Here is a 14,188-nt window from a genome sequence, read left to right as displayed (position 1 = left end):
CCCTTCGAGAGCGCCGGCGGGTCAGCTGCCGGTGGTGGACAGCTCCCAGAGCTGGAGGTCGGAGCTGCCGTTGAGGAGCCGCTCGACGCCGGTGACGCCCTTGCGGGCGGCGACGTACTGCTTGCCCTGCCAGAGCGGCAGCACGGGGACGTCCTCGGCGACGATCTGCTGGAGCCGGGCGAAGACGTCGCCGGTGGCGGCGCGGTCGGCCTGGCGGCGGGACTGCGGGATGAGCTTGCGGGCCTCGGTGCTCACATACGGGGAGTTGAGGAAGTTGCCCTTCTCCAGGAAGGGCGCGATGTAGTTGTCCGGGTCCGGGAAGTCGGGGACCCAGCCGAGGCCGTAGACCGGGTAGTCGCCGCGCTGTCCGGCGGGGCGGAACTTGGACCAGTCGGCGCCCTTGATGGTGACGTCGAAGAGTCCGGAGGCGTTCAGCTGGTCGCGGATGACCTCGAACTCCTTGACCGCGTAGCGGTCGGCCGCGTAGTGCAGGGAGGTCTTGACCGGGGTGGTGATGTTGGCCTCTTCGAGGTACCGCTCGGCCCGCTTGCGGCTGGGGTCGCCGTACTCGTCGTAGAAGGCGTTCTTGTGCCCGTTGACGCTGGCGGGGATGAGCGAGTACAGCGGTTCGGCGGTGGCGCTGTGGACCTCGGCGGCGATCTGGCCGCGGTCGATGAGGGAGGCCATGGCCTTGCGTACGGCCTTGTCCTTCACCGACGGGTGGTCGGTGTTGAAGGCCAGGTACTGGATGGACAGGCCGGGCAGCTCGGTGAGCTGGATGTCCTTGTCGGGCTTGTCCAGCATCTGGGTGATCTGCTTGGAGTTCATCTCCCGGGTGGCGATGTCGATGTCGCCCTTCTCCAGCGCCTTGGTCATGGCCGCGGAGTCCTTGAAGATCCGCAGTTCGACCTTGTCGTTGTGGAGTTCGAGATCGCCGTTGTACGAGTCGTTCTTGCTGAAGACGACCTTGGTGACCTCGCCGCCCTTGTCCTCGGCCTTCATCGTGTAAGGACCGGAGCCGTCGACCTCGAGGCCGTCGCGGAGCTTCTTGCCGTCGTAGTCCTTCTCGTTGAGGATCGCGGCGGCGGGGGTGGAGAGCTTGTACGGGAACGTCGCGTCCGGGATGGAGAGATGGAAGACCAGTTCCAGCTCGCCCTTCACCTCGATGGTGTCGATGTTCGACAGCAGGGCGGCGGCGCCGTTGGAGTGGTTGATGGCGAGCAGGCGCTCGATGGAGAACTTGACGTCCTCGGCGGTGATGGCGGTGCCGTCGGAGAAGGTGAGTCCGCCCCGGAGCTTGCAGCGGTAGCTCTGCGAGGCGTTGTCGGTGAAGTCGCAGGACTCCGCCGCGTCGGGCACGGGCTCACCGCCGCCGCGAGGGGCGTGCATCAGCGTCTGCACGGTCTGGCGCAGCACGTTCCAGGAGCCGGTGTCGTAGGCGAACGCCGGGTCGAGGGGGGCGCGCGCCTCCTTGTTGGCGATGAGCTGATCCGTAGTGCCCACGACAATGGCGTCGCCGCCACCGGCCCCGCTCTCCGTACTGCCGCAGGCGACGAGTACGGGTGCGAGCAGGCCGACCACGGCCGGCAGCACCAGAGTCTTACGGTTCATCCTGGACGTTCTCCTCATCCGGCACTGGGATACAGCTGGTACGGGAGGCTTCGCCGCAGCCGCCCTGTGGGGCGGTTCGACCGGTCCGTGGAATCAGGACGATCGGTCCTGTGTTCGCGGCGGTTGCGCGACCGCCGGGGCGCATCGGTGTTGCGGCGAAGGCTCGCGAAGAGATTAGTCCGAGAGGGCCGTGGGGGTTCACCGGCCCACAGATGGCTCGCATTCGCTCAGTGATGGCTTGTGTCGGTGAGTGAATGGCCATGCCATGGAATGTTTCGTACACCACTCCATGAATGTGGACACAAAGACCCTCCTGGCGCACGCCAGGAGGGTCTGTGACCGGCCGGGACGAATCCGTCCAGGGCGTTTTCGGTGACGAACGTCACGTTCGAAAAGTTATCAGAAGGGTCTTTCATAAACGCTTTTCCGGCCAGTGGGAAATATCGACCGGCGTTCTCCGAGTTTCTTCGACATTCAAGAAACACGGACCGTGCATGACTCAGTTCATAGGCGTGATGAGGCCGCGGAGAAAGCTGAGGTTCACTTCTTCGAGAGAGCCGACGACGACACGGCCCTCGGCGGGCGCGATGGGGGCCACCGAGGGGACGGCGACCACCCGGCAGCCGGCCGCCTCGGCGGAGGCGACGCCGGTGGCGGTGTCCTCGACGACGGCGCAGTGGGCCGGGTCGGCGCCCACCCCGCTCGCGGCCAGCAGATAGGGGTCGGGGTGCGGCTTGGTGCGCGGCACCTCGTCGCCCGCGACGGAGAGCGAGAAGTTCTCGGGGCCGAGGGAGGCCAGCACCCGGTCGATGATGCGGCGGTGCGAGGCGGAGACCAGGGCGGTGGGCACCCGGTGGGCGGCGAGTTCCGCGAGCAGCCGCTCGGCGCCGGGCATCAGCGGCACGCCCCGGTCGATCCTGGCCTCGAACCGGTCGTTGAGCAGCACGGTCAGCTCCGGCAGGGAGATGTCGGCGCCGGTCACCTCGATGAGATAGCCCGCGCTGCGGCTCATGGGGCCGCCGACGACCACATCGCGCCAGGCCGGGTCCAGCTCGTGCCCGAGGTCCGCGAAGACCTCGGCCTCCGCGTCCCACCAGAAGCCCTCGGTGTCCACGAGGGTGCCGTCCATGTCCAGGAAGACCGCCTCCAGCGCGGCCCCTCCCGCCGGACGGGTCAACGACGCGGGGACCCTGCTGGTCAGCGAAGCGGGGACCGTGCTGGTCATCGGCACACCTCCGGTGGGGACGAGAAGGCCGGTCGCCTTCTTCCCGCGGCTTTCCCGCGAGAAGAGTCGACCGGCCTGCTTGGGACCGACCAGTGTACGTCCGCTCCGGCGCGCGCGCCCGGGAATAACGGACCGGCCCTCTCCGGACCGGTCTCCGGGCCCGGAGCAGGGCCGTCCCCGGGCCCGGAGCGGCGCGGAGGCGGGCCGCCCCGGGCCCGGGGGCCAGGGGCGGAGGGCCCGTCCCCGGGGCCTCTCCGGGTCCCGGGGACGGCCGGTGACGCGGTCCCTACCGGGCGTTGAAGTACTTGGCCTCGGGGTGGTGGATGACGATGGCGTCGGTGGACTGCTCCGGGTGGAGCTGGAACTCCTCCGAGAGATGGACCCCGATGCGCTCCGGCCGCAGCAGGTCCGCGATCTTCGCCCGGTCCTCCAGATCGGGGCAGGCCCCGTATCCGAGCGAGAAGCGCGCGCCGCGGTACTTCAGCGCGAACATGTCCTCCACGTCCGCCGGGTCCTCCCCCGCGTACCCCAGCTCGGCGCGGACCCGCGCGTGCCAGTACTCGGCGAGCGCCTCGGCGAGCTGGACCGACAGACCGTGGAGTTCGAGGTAGTCCCGGTAGGAGTCGGAGGCGAACAGCTCGGCGGTGGCCTCGCCGATCCGGGAGCCCACGGTCACGACCTGGAGGCCCACCACGTCGACCTCGCCGGACTCCTCGGGGCGGAAGAAGTCCGCCAGGCAGAGATACCGGCCCCGGCGCTGGCGGGGGAAGGTGAAGCGGGTGCGCTCGGAGCCGTCCTCGTGCAGCAGGATCAGGTCGTCGCCCTTGGAGACACAGGGGAAGTAGCCGTAGACCACGGCCGCCTCCAGCATGTTCTCGGTGTGGAGCTTGTCGAGCCAGCCCCGCAGATGCGGCCGGCCCTCGCTCTCCACCAGCTCCTCGTAGGAGGGGCCGTCCCCGGCCCTGGTCTGCTTGAGCCCCCACTGCCCCTTGAACAGCGCGCCCTCGTCCAGCCAGGACGCGTACTCCTTCAGCTGGATGCCCTTGATGACCCGCGTCCCCCAGAACGGCGGCGTCGGCACCGGATTGTCGACCGAGATGTCGGAGCGGGCCGGGATCTCGGGCTCGGCGACCTCCAGCAGCGGGGTGTCCCGCTTGGCGACCCGCCGCTGCTTCAGCTCCGGCAGCACCGCCCCCGGCACCCCGCGCTTGACCGCGATGAGCGCGTCCATGAGGCGCAGCCCCTCGAACGCGTCCCGGGCGTAGCGGACCTCGCCCTCGTAGATCTCGTGGAGGTCCTGCTCCACATAGGCGCGGGTCAGCGCGGCGCCGCCGAGGATCACCGGATAGTCGGCGGCCATGTTCCGCTGATTCAGCTCCTGGAGGTTCTCCTTCATGATGACGGTGGACTTCACCAGGAGGCCGGACATGCCGATCACGTCCGCGCGGTGCTCCTCGGCCGCCTCCAGGATCGCGGAGACCGGCTGCTTGATGCCCAGGTTGACCACGTTGTAGCCGTTGTTGGAGAGGATGATGTCGACGAGGTTCTTGCCGATGTCGTGGACGTCGCCGCGGACCGTGGCCAGCACGATCGTGCCCTTGCCCTCCGCGTCCGACTTCTCCATGTGCGGCTCCAGATAGGCCACCGCGTTCTTCATCACCTCGGCGGACTGGAGCACGAACGGCAGCTGCATCTGTCCGGATCCGAACAGCTCGCCGACGACCTTCATCCCCTCCAGCAGGGTGTCGTTGACGATCGCGAGCGCCGGTCGCTCCTCCAGCGCCTCGTCCAGATCCCGCTCCAGACCGTTCTTCTCGCCGTCGATGATCCGCCGCTGGAGCCGCTCGTCCAGCGGCAGCGCCAGCAGCTCCTCCGTCTTGCCGGCCTTCATCGACTTGGTGTTGACGCCCTCGAAGAGCGCCATCAGCCGCTGCAGCGGGTCGTAGCCCTCGGCGCGCCGGTCGTAGATCAGATCGAGCGCGGTGGTGACCTGCTCGTCGTCGAACCGGGCGATCGGCAGGATCTTGGAGGCGTGGACGATGGCGGAGTCCAGGCCCGCCTTGACGCACTCGTCCAGGAACACCGAGTTCAGCAGGATCCGGGCCGCCGGGTTCAGGCCGAAGGAGATGTTCGACAGGCCCAGGGTGGTCTGCACATCCGGATGGCGGCGCTTCAGCTCCCGGATCGCCCCGATCGTGGCGATGCCGTCCTTCCGGGACTCCTCCTGGCCGGTGCAGATGGTGAAGGTGAGGGTGTCGATGAGGATGTCCGACTCATGGATCCCCCAGTTCCCCGTCAGATCGTCGATGAGGCGCTCGGCGATGGCGACCTTGTGCTCGACGGTACGGGCCTGGCCCTCCTCGTCGATGGTGAGCGCGATCAGCGCCGCCCCGTGCTCCTGGGCCAGCCGGGTGACCTTCGCGAAGCGGGACTCCGGGCCGTCGCCGTCCTCGTAGTTCACCGAGTTGATGACCGCGCGGCCGCCCAGCTTCTCCAGACCGGCCCGGATCACCTCCACCTCGGTGGAGTCCAGCACCAGCGGAAGGGTGGAGGCGGTGGCGAACCGGCCGGCCAGCTCCGCCATGTCCGCGACACCGTCCCGGCCGACATAGTCGACGCACAGGTCGAGCATGTGCGCGCCCTCGCGGATCTGGTCCCGGGCGATCTCCACACAGTCGTCCCAGCGGGCCTCCAGCATGGCCTCCCGGAACTTCTTCGAGCCGTTGGCGTTCGTCCGCTCGCCGATCGCCATGTACGAGGTGTCCTGGCGGAACGGCACCGTCTGGTACAGCGAGGCGGCGCCGGGCTCCGGACGCGGCTCCCGGGCCGTCGGCACCAGGCCCCGGACCCGCTCGACCACCTGCCGCAGATGCTCCGGCGTCGTACCGCAGCAGCCGCCGACCAGCGAGAGTCCGTACTCGCGGACGAAGGTCTCCTGCGCGTCGGCCAGCTCCGGCGCGGACAGCGGATAGTGCGCGCCGTCCTTCCCGAGGACCGGCAGGCCCGCGTTCGGCATGCAGGACAGCGGGATCCGGGAGTGGCGGGCGAGATAGCGCAGATGCTCGCTCATCTCGGCCGGGCCCGTGGCGCAGTTCAGTCCGATCATGTCGATGCCCAGCGGCTCCAGGGCGGTCAGCGCCGCCCCGATCTCGGAGCCCAGCAGCATCGTGCCGGTGGTCTCCACCGTGACCGAGCAGATCAGCGGCAGATCCAGTCCCGAGATGTCCAGGGCGCGCCGTGCTCCCAGGATCGCCGACTTCGTCTGGAGCAGGTCCTGGGTGGTCTCGACCAGCAGCGCGTCGGCGCCGCCCGCGATCATGCCCTCCGCGTTCGCCTGGAACGCGTCCCGCAGCACCGTGTAGGGGGCGTGGCCCAGCGTCGGCAGCTTGGTGCCGGGGCCCATCGATCCCAGCACCCAGCGCTGCTGCCCGGTCTCGGCCGTGAACTCGTCGGCGACCTCCCGCGCGATCCGCGCGCCCGACTCCGACAGCTCGTGCACCCGCTCGGGGATGTCGTACTCGGCGAGCGCCGCGAAGTTCGCTCCGAACGTGTTGGTCTCCACGCAGTCGACGCCGACGCCGAAGTAGGCCTCGTGGACCGAGCGGACGATGTCGGGGCGGGTCACGTTCAGGATCTCGTTGCAGCCTTCGAGATTCTCGAAGTCATCGAGGGACGGATCCTGCGCCTGGAGCATGGTGCCCATCGCACCGTCGGCGACGACGACTCTCGTCGCGAGGGCCTCGCGAAGGGCTGCGATCCTGGTCCGGCTGTCTGCGGAAGGGGCGGAAGAGGTCGGCGACGAGGCCATGGAATGAGCTCCCTGGGATGCGACGGCTGTCGGCTTTGCGCCTTCCGGCGGGAGGGCGCACGGAGCCAGAGTAGCCGGGCGGGGCGCGCCGAGTCGTGGGTGTCCCACGGGACGGACGCAAGTTGGCCGAGGGGTTTCTGTGAACCCGTCTGCCGCGAGATACTCGCTCCACACTGACCGAGGTCGACATCGACCGATAGTGTTCAGCATTGTCGAACAGCAGTGGGAGAGGGCCGATCCGATGGCGAAGAGCATCCAGTCACTCGAGCGTGCGGCGGCGATGCTGCGACTGCTCGCGGGCGGAGAGCGCCGGCTGGGCCTTTCGGACATCGCCTCCTCGCTGGATCTGGCCAAGGGGACGGCCCACGGCATCCTGCGCACCCTCCAGGCGGAGGGCTTCGTCGAGCAGGACCCGGCCTCCGGGCGCTATCAGCTGGGGGCGGAGCTGCTGCGGCTGGGCACCGGCTATCTGGACGTGCACGAGCTGCGCGCCCGCGCCCTGGTCTGGACGGACGACCTGGCCCGCTCCAGCGGCGAGAGCGTCCATCTGGGCGTGGCCCACCAGCACGGCGTGCTCGTCGTCCACCATGTCTTCCGGCCCGACGACAGCCGCCAGGTGCTGGAGGTGGGGGCCATGCAGCCGCTGCACTCCACGGCCCTGGGGAAGGTGCTGGCCGCCTACGACCCGGTGGCGCACACGGAGGCCCTGGAGGTCGAGCGGGAGGCGTTCACCCCGCGGACGGTGACCGACGCGGCCGAGTTCGAGTCGCTGCTCGATCTGACCCGCGCGCGCGGGTGGGCGAGCGATGTGGAGGAGACCTGGGAGGGGGTGGCGGCGGTCGCCGCCCCCATCCACGACCGGCGGCGGATGCCGGTGGGCGCGGTCGCCATCACCGGTGCGGTGGAGCGGGTGTGCGAAGGCCGTGAGCTGCGGTCCGAGCTGGTGGCGGCGGTGCGCGAGTGCGCCCGTTCGGTCTCCCGCGATCTGGGCGCCGGCCGGTTCTGAGGCGCGGGCGGCCCGTTCCGAGGCGCGGCCCGCCTGTCCTGAGACACGGGCGGCCTGCCCTGAGGCGCTACCTGCCGGTTCTGAGACACGACCGGCCGGTTCCGAGGCGCGGCCCGCCTGTCCTGAGACACGGGCGGCCGGATCTGAGGCGCTGCCTGCCGGTTCTGAGACACGACCGGCCGGTTCCGAGGCACGGCCGGCCTGCCCCGAGGTCCGGCCGGCCGGAAGCCTGAGACTCGGTTGGCCGGCGCGCCCCGCGGCGGCCCCCGCTCCCCCGCCCCCGGCTTCCGGCCGGGGCCGGGCCGGCGATGGCCGAACACGCGCCGGGCGGTTCCTGGCGCCCTGGCGCATCATCGATAACGATCGGGTTTTGGGGGCATACGACCCTTGACGCCATGTTAACCAGGGACAAAACTGCCGTTCATCGGTCGGCATTGTCGAACACCTACCGGCGATACCCGTTAGAGTGTGACAAGCGCCAAGGGCCGACAACGCCCTCACCTGAGGGCGCGGACCACCGGTGTGACCCCGGGGTCCGCCTTCCCCTGGACGAAGGACAAAGGAGTCGCGGTGTCCAGCTCCGACATCTTTATCGGCGAGATCATCGGAACAGCTGTTCTGATCCTGCTCGGCGGTGGCGTGGTCGCCGCCGTCACCCTCAAGAATTCCAAGGCGCGCGGCGCCGGCTGGCTCGCCATCACTCTCGCGTGGGGCTTCGCGGTGATGACGGCCGTCTACATCAGCGGCCCGCTCTCCGGCGCTCATCTGAACCCGGCCGTCACCCTCGGCATCGCCATCAAGGACGGGGTCTGGGACCACTTCGGCGTCTACCTCGCCGGCCAGCTCCTCGGCGCGATGCTGGGCGCGGCGCTGACCTGGGTCGCGTACTACGGCCAGTTCCAGTCACATCTCACCGATCCCGAGATCATCGGCGACCCGGCCGACAAGCCGATCGAGGGTCCGCACAACGGAAACAGGGCCGGACCGGTCCTCGGCATCTTCGCCACCGGCCCCGAGGTCCGCGTCGTCTGGCAGAACCTCGCCACCGAGATCCTGGGCACCGTGGTGCTCGTGCTCGCCGTGCTCACCCAGGGCCTCAACGACGAGGGCAAGGGCCTGAGCATCCTCGGCGGACTGATCACCGCCCTGGTCGTGGTCGGCATCGGCCTCTCGCTGGGCGGCCCGACCGGCTACGCCATCAACCCGGCCCGTGACCTGGGCCCCCGTATCGTCCACGCCCTGCTGCCGCTGCCCAACAAGGGCGGCTCCGACTGGGGCTACGCCTGGATCCCGATCGCCGGTCCGCTGGCCGGCGGAGCGCTCGCCGCGGGTATCTACAACCTCGCGTTCGTCTGACCGTGAACGCACGCCGTATACGTACGCCGTACAGGTACAGCCGTATCCCCTCCGTATCCAGCAGGAGCACATCGTGACCGACGCACACACCACGGGAACCTCGTCCCACGGCCACGGCCCGTTCATCGCGGCCATCGACCAGGGCACCACCTCCAGCCGCTGCATCGTCTTCGACAAGGACGGCCGGATCGTCTCCGTCGACCAGAAGGAGCACGAGCAGATCTTCCCCAGGCCCGGCTGGGTCGAGCACAACGCCACCGAGATCTGGACCAACGTCCAGGAAGTCGTGGCGGGCGCGCTCGACAAGGCGGGCATCACCGCCGCCGACGTCAAGGCGATCGGCATCACCAACCAGCGCGAGACCACCCTGCTCTGGGACAAGGCCACCGGTGAGCCCGTCCACAACGCCATCGTCTGGCAGGACACCCGCACCGACGCGCTCTGCAAGGAGCTGGGCCGCAATGTCGGCCAGGACCGCTTCCGCCGCGAGACCGGTCTGCCGCTGGCGAGCTACTTCGCCGGACCCAAGGTCCGCTGGCTGCTCGACAACGTCGAGGGCCTGCGCGAGCGCGCCGAGCGCGGCGAGATCCTCTTCGGCACCATGGACTCCTGGGTCATCTGGAATCTGACCGGCGGCGTCGACGGCGGCGTGCACGTCACCGACGTCACCAACGCCTCGCGCACCATGCTGATGAACCTCTACAGCATGAAGTGGGACGACAAGATCCTCACTTCCATGGAGGTCCCGGCCGAGGTGCTGCCCGAGATCCGGTCCTCCTCCGAGGTGTACGGCCTCGCCAAGGGCGGCATCCTCGACGGCATCCCGGTCGCCTCCGCGCTCGGCGACCAGCAGGCGGCCCTCTTCGGCCAGACCTGTTTCGCCGAGGGCGAGGCCAAGTCGACGTACGGCACCGGCACGTTCATGCTGATGAACACCGGCGAGACGCCCGTCAACTCGTACAACGGACTGCTGACCACCGTCGGCTACCGCATCGGCGACCAGAAGGCCGTCTACGCCCTGGAGGGCTCGATCGCGGTCACCGGTTCGCTGGTGCAGTGGATGCGCGACCAGATGGGCCTAATCAACTCCGCGGCCGAGATCGAGACCCTGGCCCTGTCCGTGGAGGACAACGGCGGCGCGTACTTCGTGCCCGCCTTCTCCGGACTGTTCGCCCCCTACTGGCGCTCCGACGCGCGGGGAGTGATCGCCGGTCTCACCCGCTATGTCACCAAGGCGCACATCGCGCGCGCCGTTCTCGAGGCCACCGCCTGGCAGACCCGCGAGATCACCGACGCCATGACGAAGGACTCCGGCGTCGAGCTGACCGCGCTCAAGGTCGACGGCGGAATGACCTCCAACAATCTGCTGATGCAGACCCTCTCGGACTTCCTGGACGCGCCCGTGGTGCGTCCCATGGTGGCCGAGACGACCTGCCTCGGCGCGGCCTACGCCGCCGGTCTGGCCGTCGGTTTCTGGCCGGACACCGACGCGCTGCGCGCCAACTGGCGCCGGGCCGCGGAATGGACCCCGCGCATGGACGCCGAGCAGCGTGAGCGCGAGTACAAGAACTGGCTCAAGGCCGTCGAGCGGTCCATGGGCTGGCTCGAGGAAGAGGAGTAATCGACATGACCACCCTGCAGAGCGTTCCGGCCCTCGGAGCGCATCCGGCGTCCGGCTCCCTCCCGAGCCGTGCCGAGACTCGGGAGCAGCTCTCCAAGGCGACGTACGACCTCCTGGTGATCGGCGGCGGCATCCTGGGCATCTCCACCGCCTGGCATGCGGCCCAGTCCGGGCTGCGGGTGGCCCTGGTGGACGCCGGCGACTTCGCCGGCGCCACCTCCTCCGCCTCCTCCAAGCTGCTCCACGGCGGTCTGCGCTATCTGCAGACCGGCGCGGTGAAGCTGGTCGCGGAGAACCACTTCGAGCGCCGTGCGGTCTCCCGTGAGGTGGCCCCCCACCTCGCCAACCCGCTGACCTTCTATCTGCCGGTCTACAAGGGCGGACCGCACGGTGCGGCGAAGCTCGGCGCGGGCGTGTTCGCGTACTCCGCGCTCTCCGCGTTCGGCGACGGCGTCGGCCATGTCATCAGCGCGGCCAAGGCGCAGCGTGACGTGCCCGAGCTGCGCACGGAGAATCTGAAGGCCGTCGCCGTCTACGGCGACGACCAGATGAACGACTCCCGGATGGCGCTGATGACGGTGCGCGCGGCCGTCGCGGCGGGGGCGACCGTCCTCAATCACGCCGAGGTCACCGGGCTGCGGTTCACCAAGGGCCGGGTCACGGGCGCGGAGCTGAAGGACCGGCTGGACGGCACGGAGTTCGGAGTGGGCGCCCGGCTGGTGCTGAACGCCACCGGCCCGTGGGTGGACCACCTGCGCCGGATGGAGGACCCGAACGCGGCTCCGTCGATCCGGCTCTCCAAGGGCGCGCACCTGGTGCTCAAGCGCACCTCGCCCTGGAAGGCCGCGCTGGCGACCCCGATCGACAAGTACCGCATCACCTTCGCGCTGCCCTGGGAGGACATGCTGCTGCTGGGCACCACGGACGAGGAGTTCGAGGGCGACCCGGGCGATGTGTCGGTCAATGAGAAGGACACCGCGCAGATCCTGGACGAGGCCGCGTTCTCCATCCGCGACCAGCAGCTGTCGCGGGATCTGATCACCTACTCCTTCGCCGGTCTGCGGGTGCTGCCCGGCGGCCCCGGGGACACCTCCAAGGCGAAGCGCGAGACGGTGGTCTCGGAGGGCCGCGGCGGGATGCTGTCGGTGGCCGGCGGCAAGTGGACGACCTTCCGCCACATCGGCCGTACGGTGATGAACAAGCTGGCGGCGCTCCCCGGGCACCCGCTGGCGGAGGACATGGAGCCGATCTCGCGGCTGCCGAAGAAGCTTCCGCTGCCGGGCATAGCCAACCCGAACGCGGTGGCGCACCGGCTGCTGGTCGACGGCGGTACGCCGGGGCCGCGGATGGCCGCGGACACCGCGCGTCATCTGGCCACCCACTACGGCTCGCTCTCCTTCGACATCGCGCGGCTGGCCAACGACGACCCGGCGCTGGCCGAGCGGATCCACCCGGACGCGCCGGAGATCTGGGCGCAGGTGGTGTACGCGCGGGACCAGGAGTGGGCGGAGACCGCCGACGACGTGCTGCGCCGGCGGACGACGCTGACGATCCGCGGTCTGGCCACGGACGAGATCCGGGGCCGGGTGACGGACCTCCTCGGCGACAAGTCGTAGCGGGGCGTCGTACGGGCCCGGGGGCGCGACCCCGGGCGCGGTGACGGACGGTGTGGGGCGGCTCCCGGGCGGGGGCCGCCCCTCTCGTGTTCGCGCTGTGTCGGCGCCGTGTTCGCGCTGGGAGAAAAGATCGCCCGCGGGGGAGATTCGCCGGTGACCGCTTGGATGAACGAGCAGGCGGATGGGTAGCTGAGGCGGATCGGGCACGTCTCGGCGAAGTTCACCCGCCCGTGCGCGAGGGCGGCGGCGGGACACCCCGCACGCCGTAAGGTTGGGGCCGTACGAGAGGCACGTCGGAAGGAGGCACTGGGTGATCGAGCTCGAGGGGGTACCCGAGCTGATCGACCCGGTCATGGTGGCCGCGTTCGAGGGCTGGAACGACGCCGGCGACGCCGCCTCCACCGCGGTCGCGCATCTGGACCGGGAGTGGAAGGGCGAGGTCTTCGCGGCGCTGGACGCCGAGGACTACTACGACTTCCAGGTCAATCGGCCCACGGTGTGGCTGGACGGCGGAGTACGGAAGATCACCTGGCCCACGACCCGGCTCTCCGTGGTCAGGGTCGGCGGCGAGAAGCCACGTGACCTGGTGCTGGTGCGGGGCATAGAACCGTCCATGCGCTGGCGTTCGTTCTGCAACGAGATCCTTGGATTCGCCCATGAGCTGGGCGTGGAGATGGTGGTGATCCTGGGCGCGCTGCTCGGCGACACCCCGCACACCCGGCCGGTGCCGGTGAGCGGCATCACCTCGGACCCGGATCTGGCCAGGACGATGGATCTGGAGGAGACACGGTACGAGGGGCCGACCGGGATCGTCGGGATTCTCCAGGAGGCGTGCACGCACGCCGGAGTGCCGGCGGTCAGCCTGTGGGCGGCGGTGCCGCACTATGTGTCGCAGCCGCCCAATCCGAAGGCGACGCTGGCGCTGCTGAACCGGCTGGAGGATCTGATCGGGCTGCGGATCCCGCTGGGCGAACTCCCCGAGGACGCCCGGGCGTGGCAGCTGGGCGTGGATCAACTGGCCGCCGAGGACGGCGAGGTGGCGGAGTACGTCCAGACGCTGGAGGAGGCGCGGGACACGGCGGAGCTTCCGGAGGCCTCGGGCGAGGCGATCGCCCGGGAGTTCGAGCGGTATCTGCGGCGGCGGGACGGCGGGCCGGGGCCCGGTGTCGCCACCGACGGCGGCGAGGGCGCCGCGTATCTGCGGGATTCCGCGACCGGGCTGAACCGGCCGCCGAAGGCGGCGCGTTCGGAGCAGCCGGCGGAACCGGAGTCGCCGGGGGCGTCGGAATCGCCGGGGCCGTCGGAGCCCTCCCGGGCGGCGGAGTCGGCGCAGTCGGCTCAGTCGGCGGAGGGCGCCGCCGAGGACTCCCCCGAGGACTCCGCCGGGCGGGCGGCCGATTCCGAGCCGCAGGCGGCCGAGGAGCCGTCGCGACGGGACCCGTCGGAACGAGGCTCGTCGGAACGGGACCTGTCGGAGGGCCCGGAGGGCTCACCGCCCCCCGAGGCCGCCGAGCGGAAGGACCCGCCCCGGCCGAAGCCGAAGCCCAGGTCCAGGACGAAGCGGGAGCCCGGCCCGGGCACGGGCACCGGCACCGGCAGGACCCGGGGCCGCGGCAAGAGCGCGGACCAGGGGGACGAGAACGGGGAAGAGCCCCGCGAGGGCTGACACTCCACCGCACGCCGAGCGGGGCGGGGTCCATGTGGACCCCGCCCCGCTCGGCTGCGCCGGGGCTCGTCTCCCCGGGCGGGGCTCCGGGCTCGTACCCGGCGGACGGGACGGGACCGTCCCGGGCCGGGTGCCGGGGGCCGTCTGCGGGCGAGGGCGAGTGACGGGCCCGTCCACACCGGGCCGGGCGCCGGAGACGGTCCACGGGCGGGCCGGGCGCGCCGGGCGGTACGGCGGCGGGGGCCGGGCGGTCGTCGTGACCGCCCGGCCCCCGCCGTC

Annotated in this window: 8 protein-coding genes; 5 read left to right on the top strand and 3 right to left on the bottom strand. The window is 70.3% G+C overall.

Annotated elements, in window-relative coordinates; translation table 11 throughout:
• Positions 1–21 precede the first annotated feature (21 nt).
• The 3 genes from ACF089_RS02935 to metH all read right to left on the bottom strand — a co-directional run bounded on the left by ACF089_RS02935 (position 22) and on the right by metH (position 6,644).
• Entirely contained in the window at positions 22–1,611 is a 1,590-nt protein-coding gene (locus ACF089_RS02935) for an ABC transporter substrate-binding protein (protein WP_392020910.1), read from the bottom strand.
• Positions 1,612–2,110: 499 nt separating this feature from the next.
• Positions 2,111–2,812, bottom strand: coding sequence for an HAD family hydrolase (locus tag ACF089_RS02930; protein WP_392021602.1), 702 nt, complete (start codon positions 2,810–2,812; stop codon positions 2,111–2,113).
• 310 nt (positions 2,813–3,122) lie between these two features.
• Complete coding sequence (metH, locus tag ACF089_RS02925; RefSeq protein WP_392020908.1) at positions 3,123–6,644, bottom strand: methionine synthase; 3,522 nt, start codon at positions 6,642–6,644, stop codon at positions 3,123–3,125.
• 241 nt (positions 6,645–6,885) lie between these two features.
• Between metH and ACF089_RS02920 the strand changes: the two genes are divergently transcribed.
• The 5 genes from ACF089_RS02920 to ACF089_RS02900 all read left to right on the top strand — a co-directional run bounded on the left by ACF089_RS02920 (position 6,886) and on the right by ACF089_RS02900 (position 13,909).
• Positions 6,886–7,650, top strand: coding sequence for an IclR family transcriptional regulator (locus ACF089_RS02920; RefSeq protein ID WP_392021600.1), 765 nt, complete (start codon positions 6,886–6,888; stop codon positions 7,648–7,650).
• 570 nt (positions 7,651–8,220) lie between these two features.
• The gene (locus ACF089_RS02915; protein WP_392020905.1) at positions 8,221–9,006 is read left to right on the top strand and encodes an MIP/aquaporin family protein; all 786 of its coding nucleotides are present in this window, start codon (positions 8,221–8,223) and stop codon (positions 9,004–9,006) included.
• Positions 9,007–9,079: 73 nt separating this feature from the next.
• A complete protein-coding gene (glpK, locus tag ACF089_RS02910) occupies positions 9,080–10,627 on the top strand; it encodes a glycerol kinase GlpK (RefSeq protein WP_392020903.1) in 1,548 nt (515 codons plus the stop codon).
• 5 nt (positions 10,628–10,632) lie between these two features.
• On the top strand, positions 10,633–12,243 hold the full coding sequence (locus tag ACF089_RS02905) for an FAD-dependent oxidoreductase (protein ID WP_392020900.1): 1,611 nt from the start codon (positions 10,633–10,635) through the stop codon (positions 12,241–12,243).
• 310 nt (positions 12,244–12,553) lie between these two features.
• Positions 12,554–13,909, top strand: coding sequence for a PAC2 family protein (locus tag ACF089_RS02900; RefSeq protein ID WP_392020897.1), 1,356 nt, complete (start codon positions 12,554–12,556; stop codon positions 13,907–13,909).
• Positions 13,910–14,188 lie beyond the last annotated feature (279 nt).

It is taken from the genome of Streptomyces sp. NPDC014894 (genome assembly GCF_043080985.1).
Taxonomy (GTDB): Bacteria; Actinomycetota; Actinomycetes; order Streptomycetales; family Streptomycetaceae; genus Streptomyces.
Note: the sequence above shows the minus strand (reverse complement) of the source record. Positions and strands in the feature narration are given on the sequence as shown.

Bases quoted from the DNA above. Each gene is read 5' to 3' on its own strand.
- metH (WP_392020908.1), bottom strand. From the start codon at position 6,644: ATGGCCTCGTCGCCGACCTCTTCCGCCCCTTCCGCAGACAGCCGGACC.
- ACF089_RS02905 (WP_392020900.1), top strand. From the start codon at position 10,633: ATGACCACCCTGCAGAGCGTTCCGGCCCTCGGAGCGCATCCGGCGTCC.
- ACF089_RS02935 (WP_392020910.1), bottom strand. From the start codon at position 1,611: ATGAACCGTAAGACTCTGGTGCTGCCGGCCGTGGTCGGCCTGCTCGCA.
- ACF089_RS02920 (WP_392021600.1), top strand. From the start codon at position 6,886: ATGGCGAAGAGCATCCAGTCACTCGAGCGTGCGGCGGCGATGCTGCGA.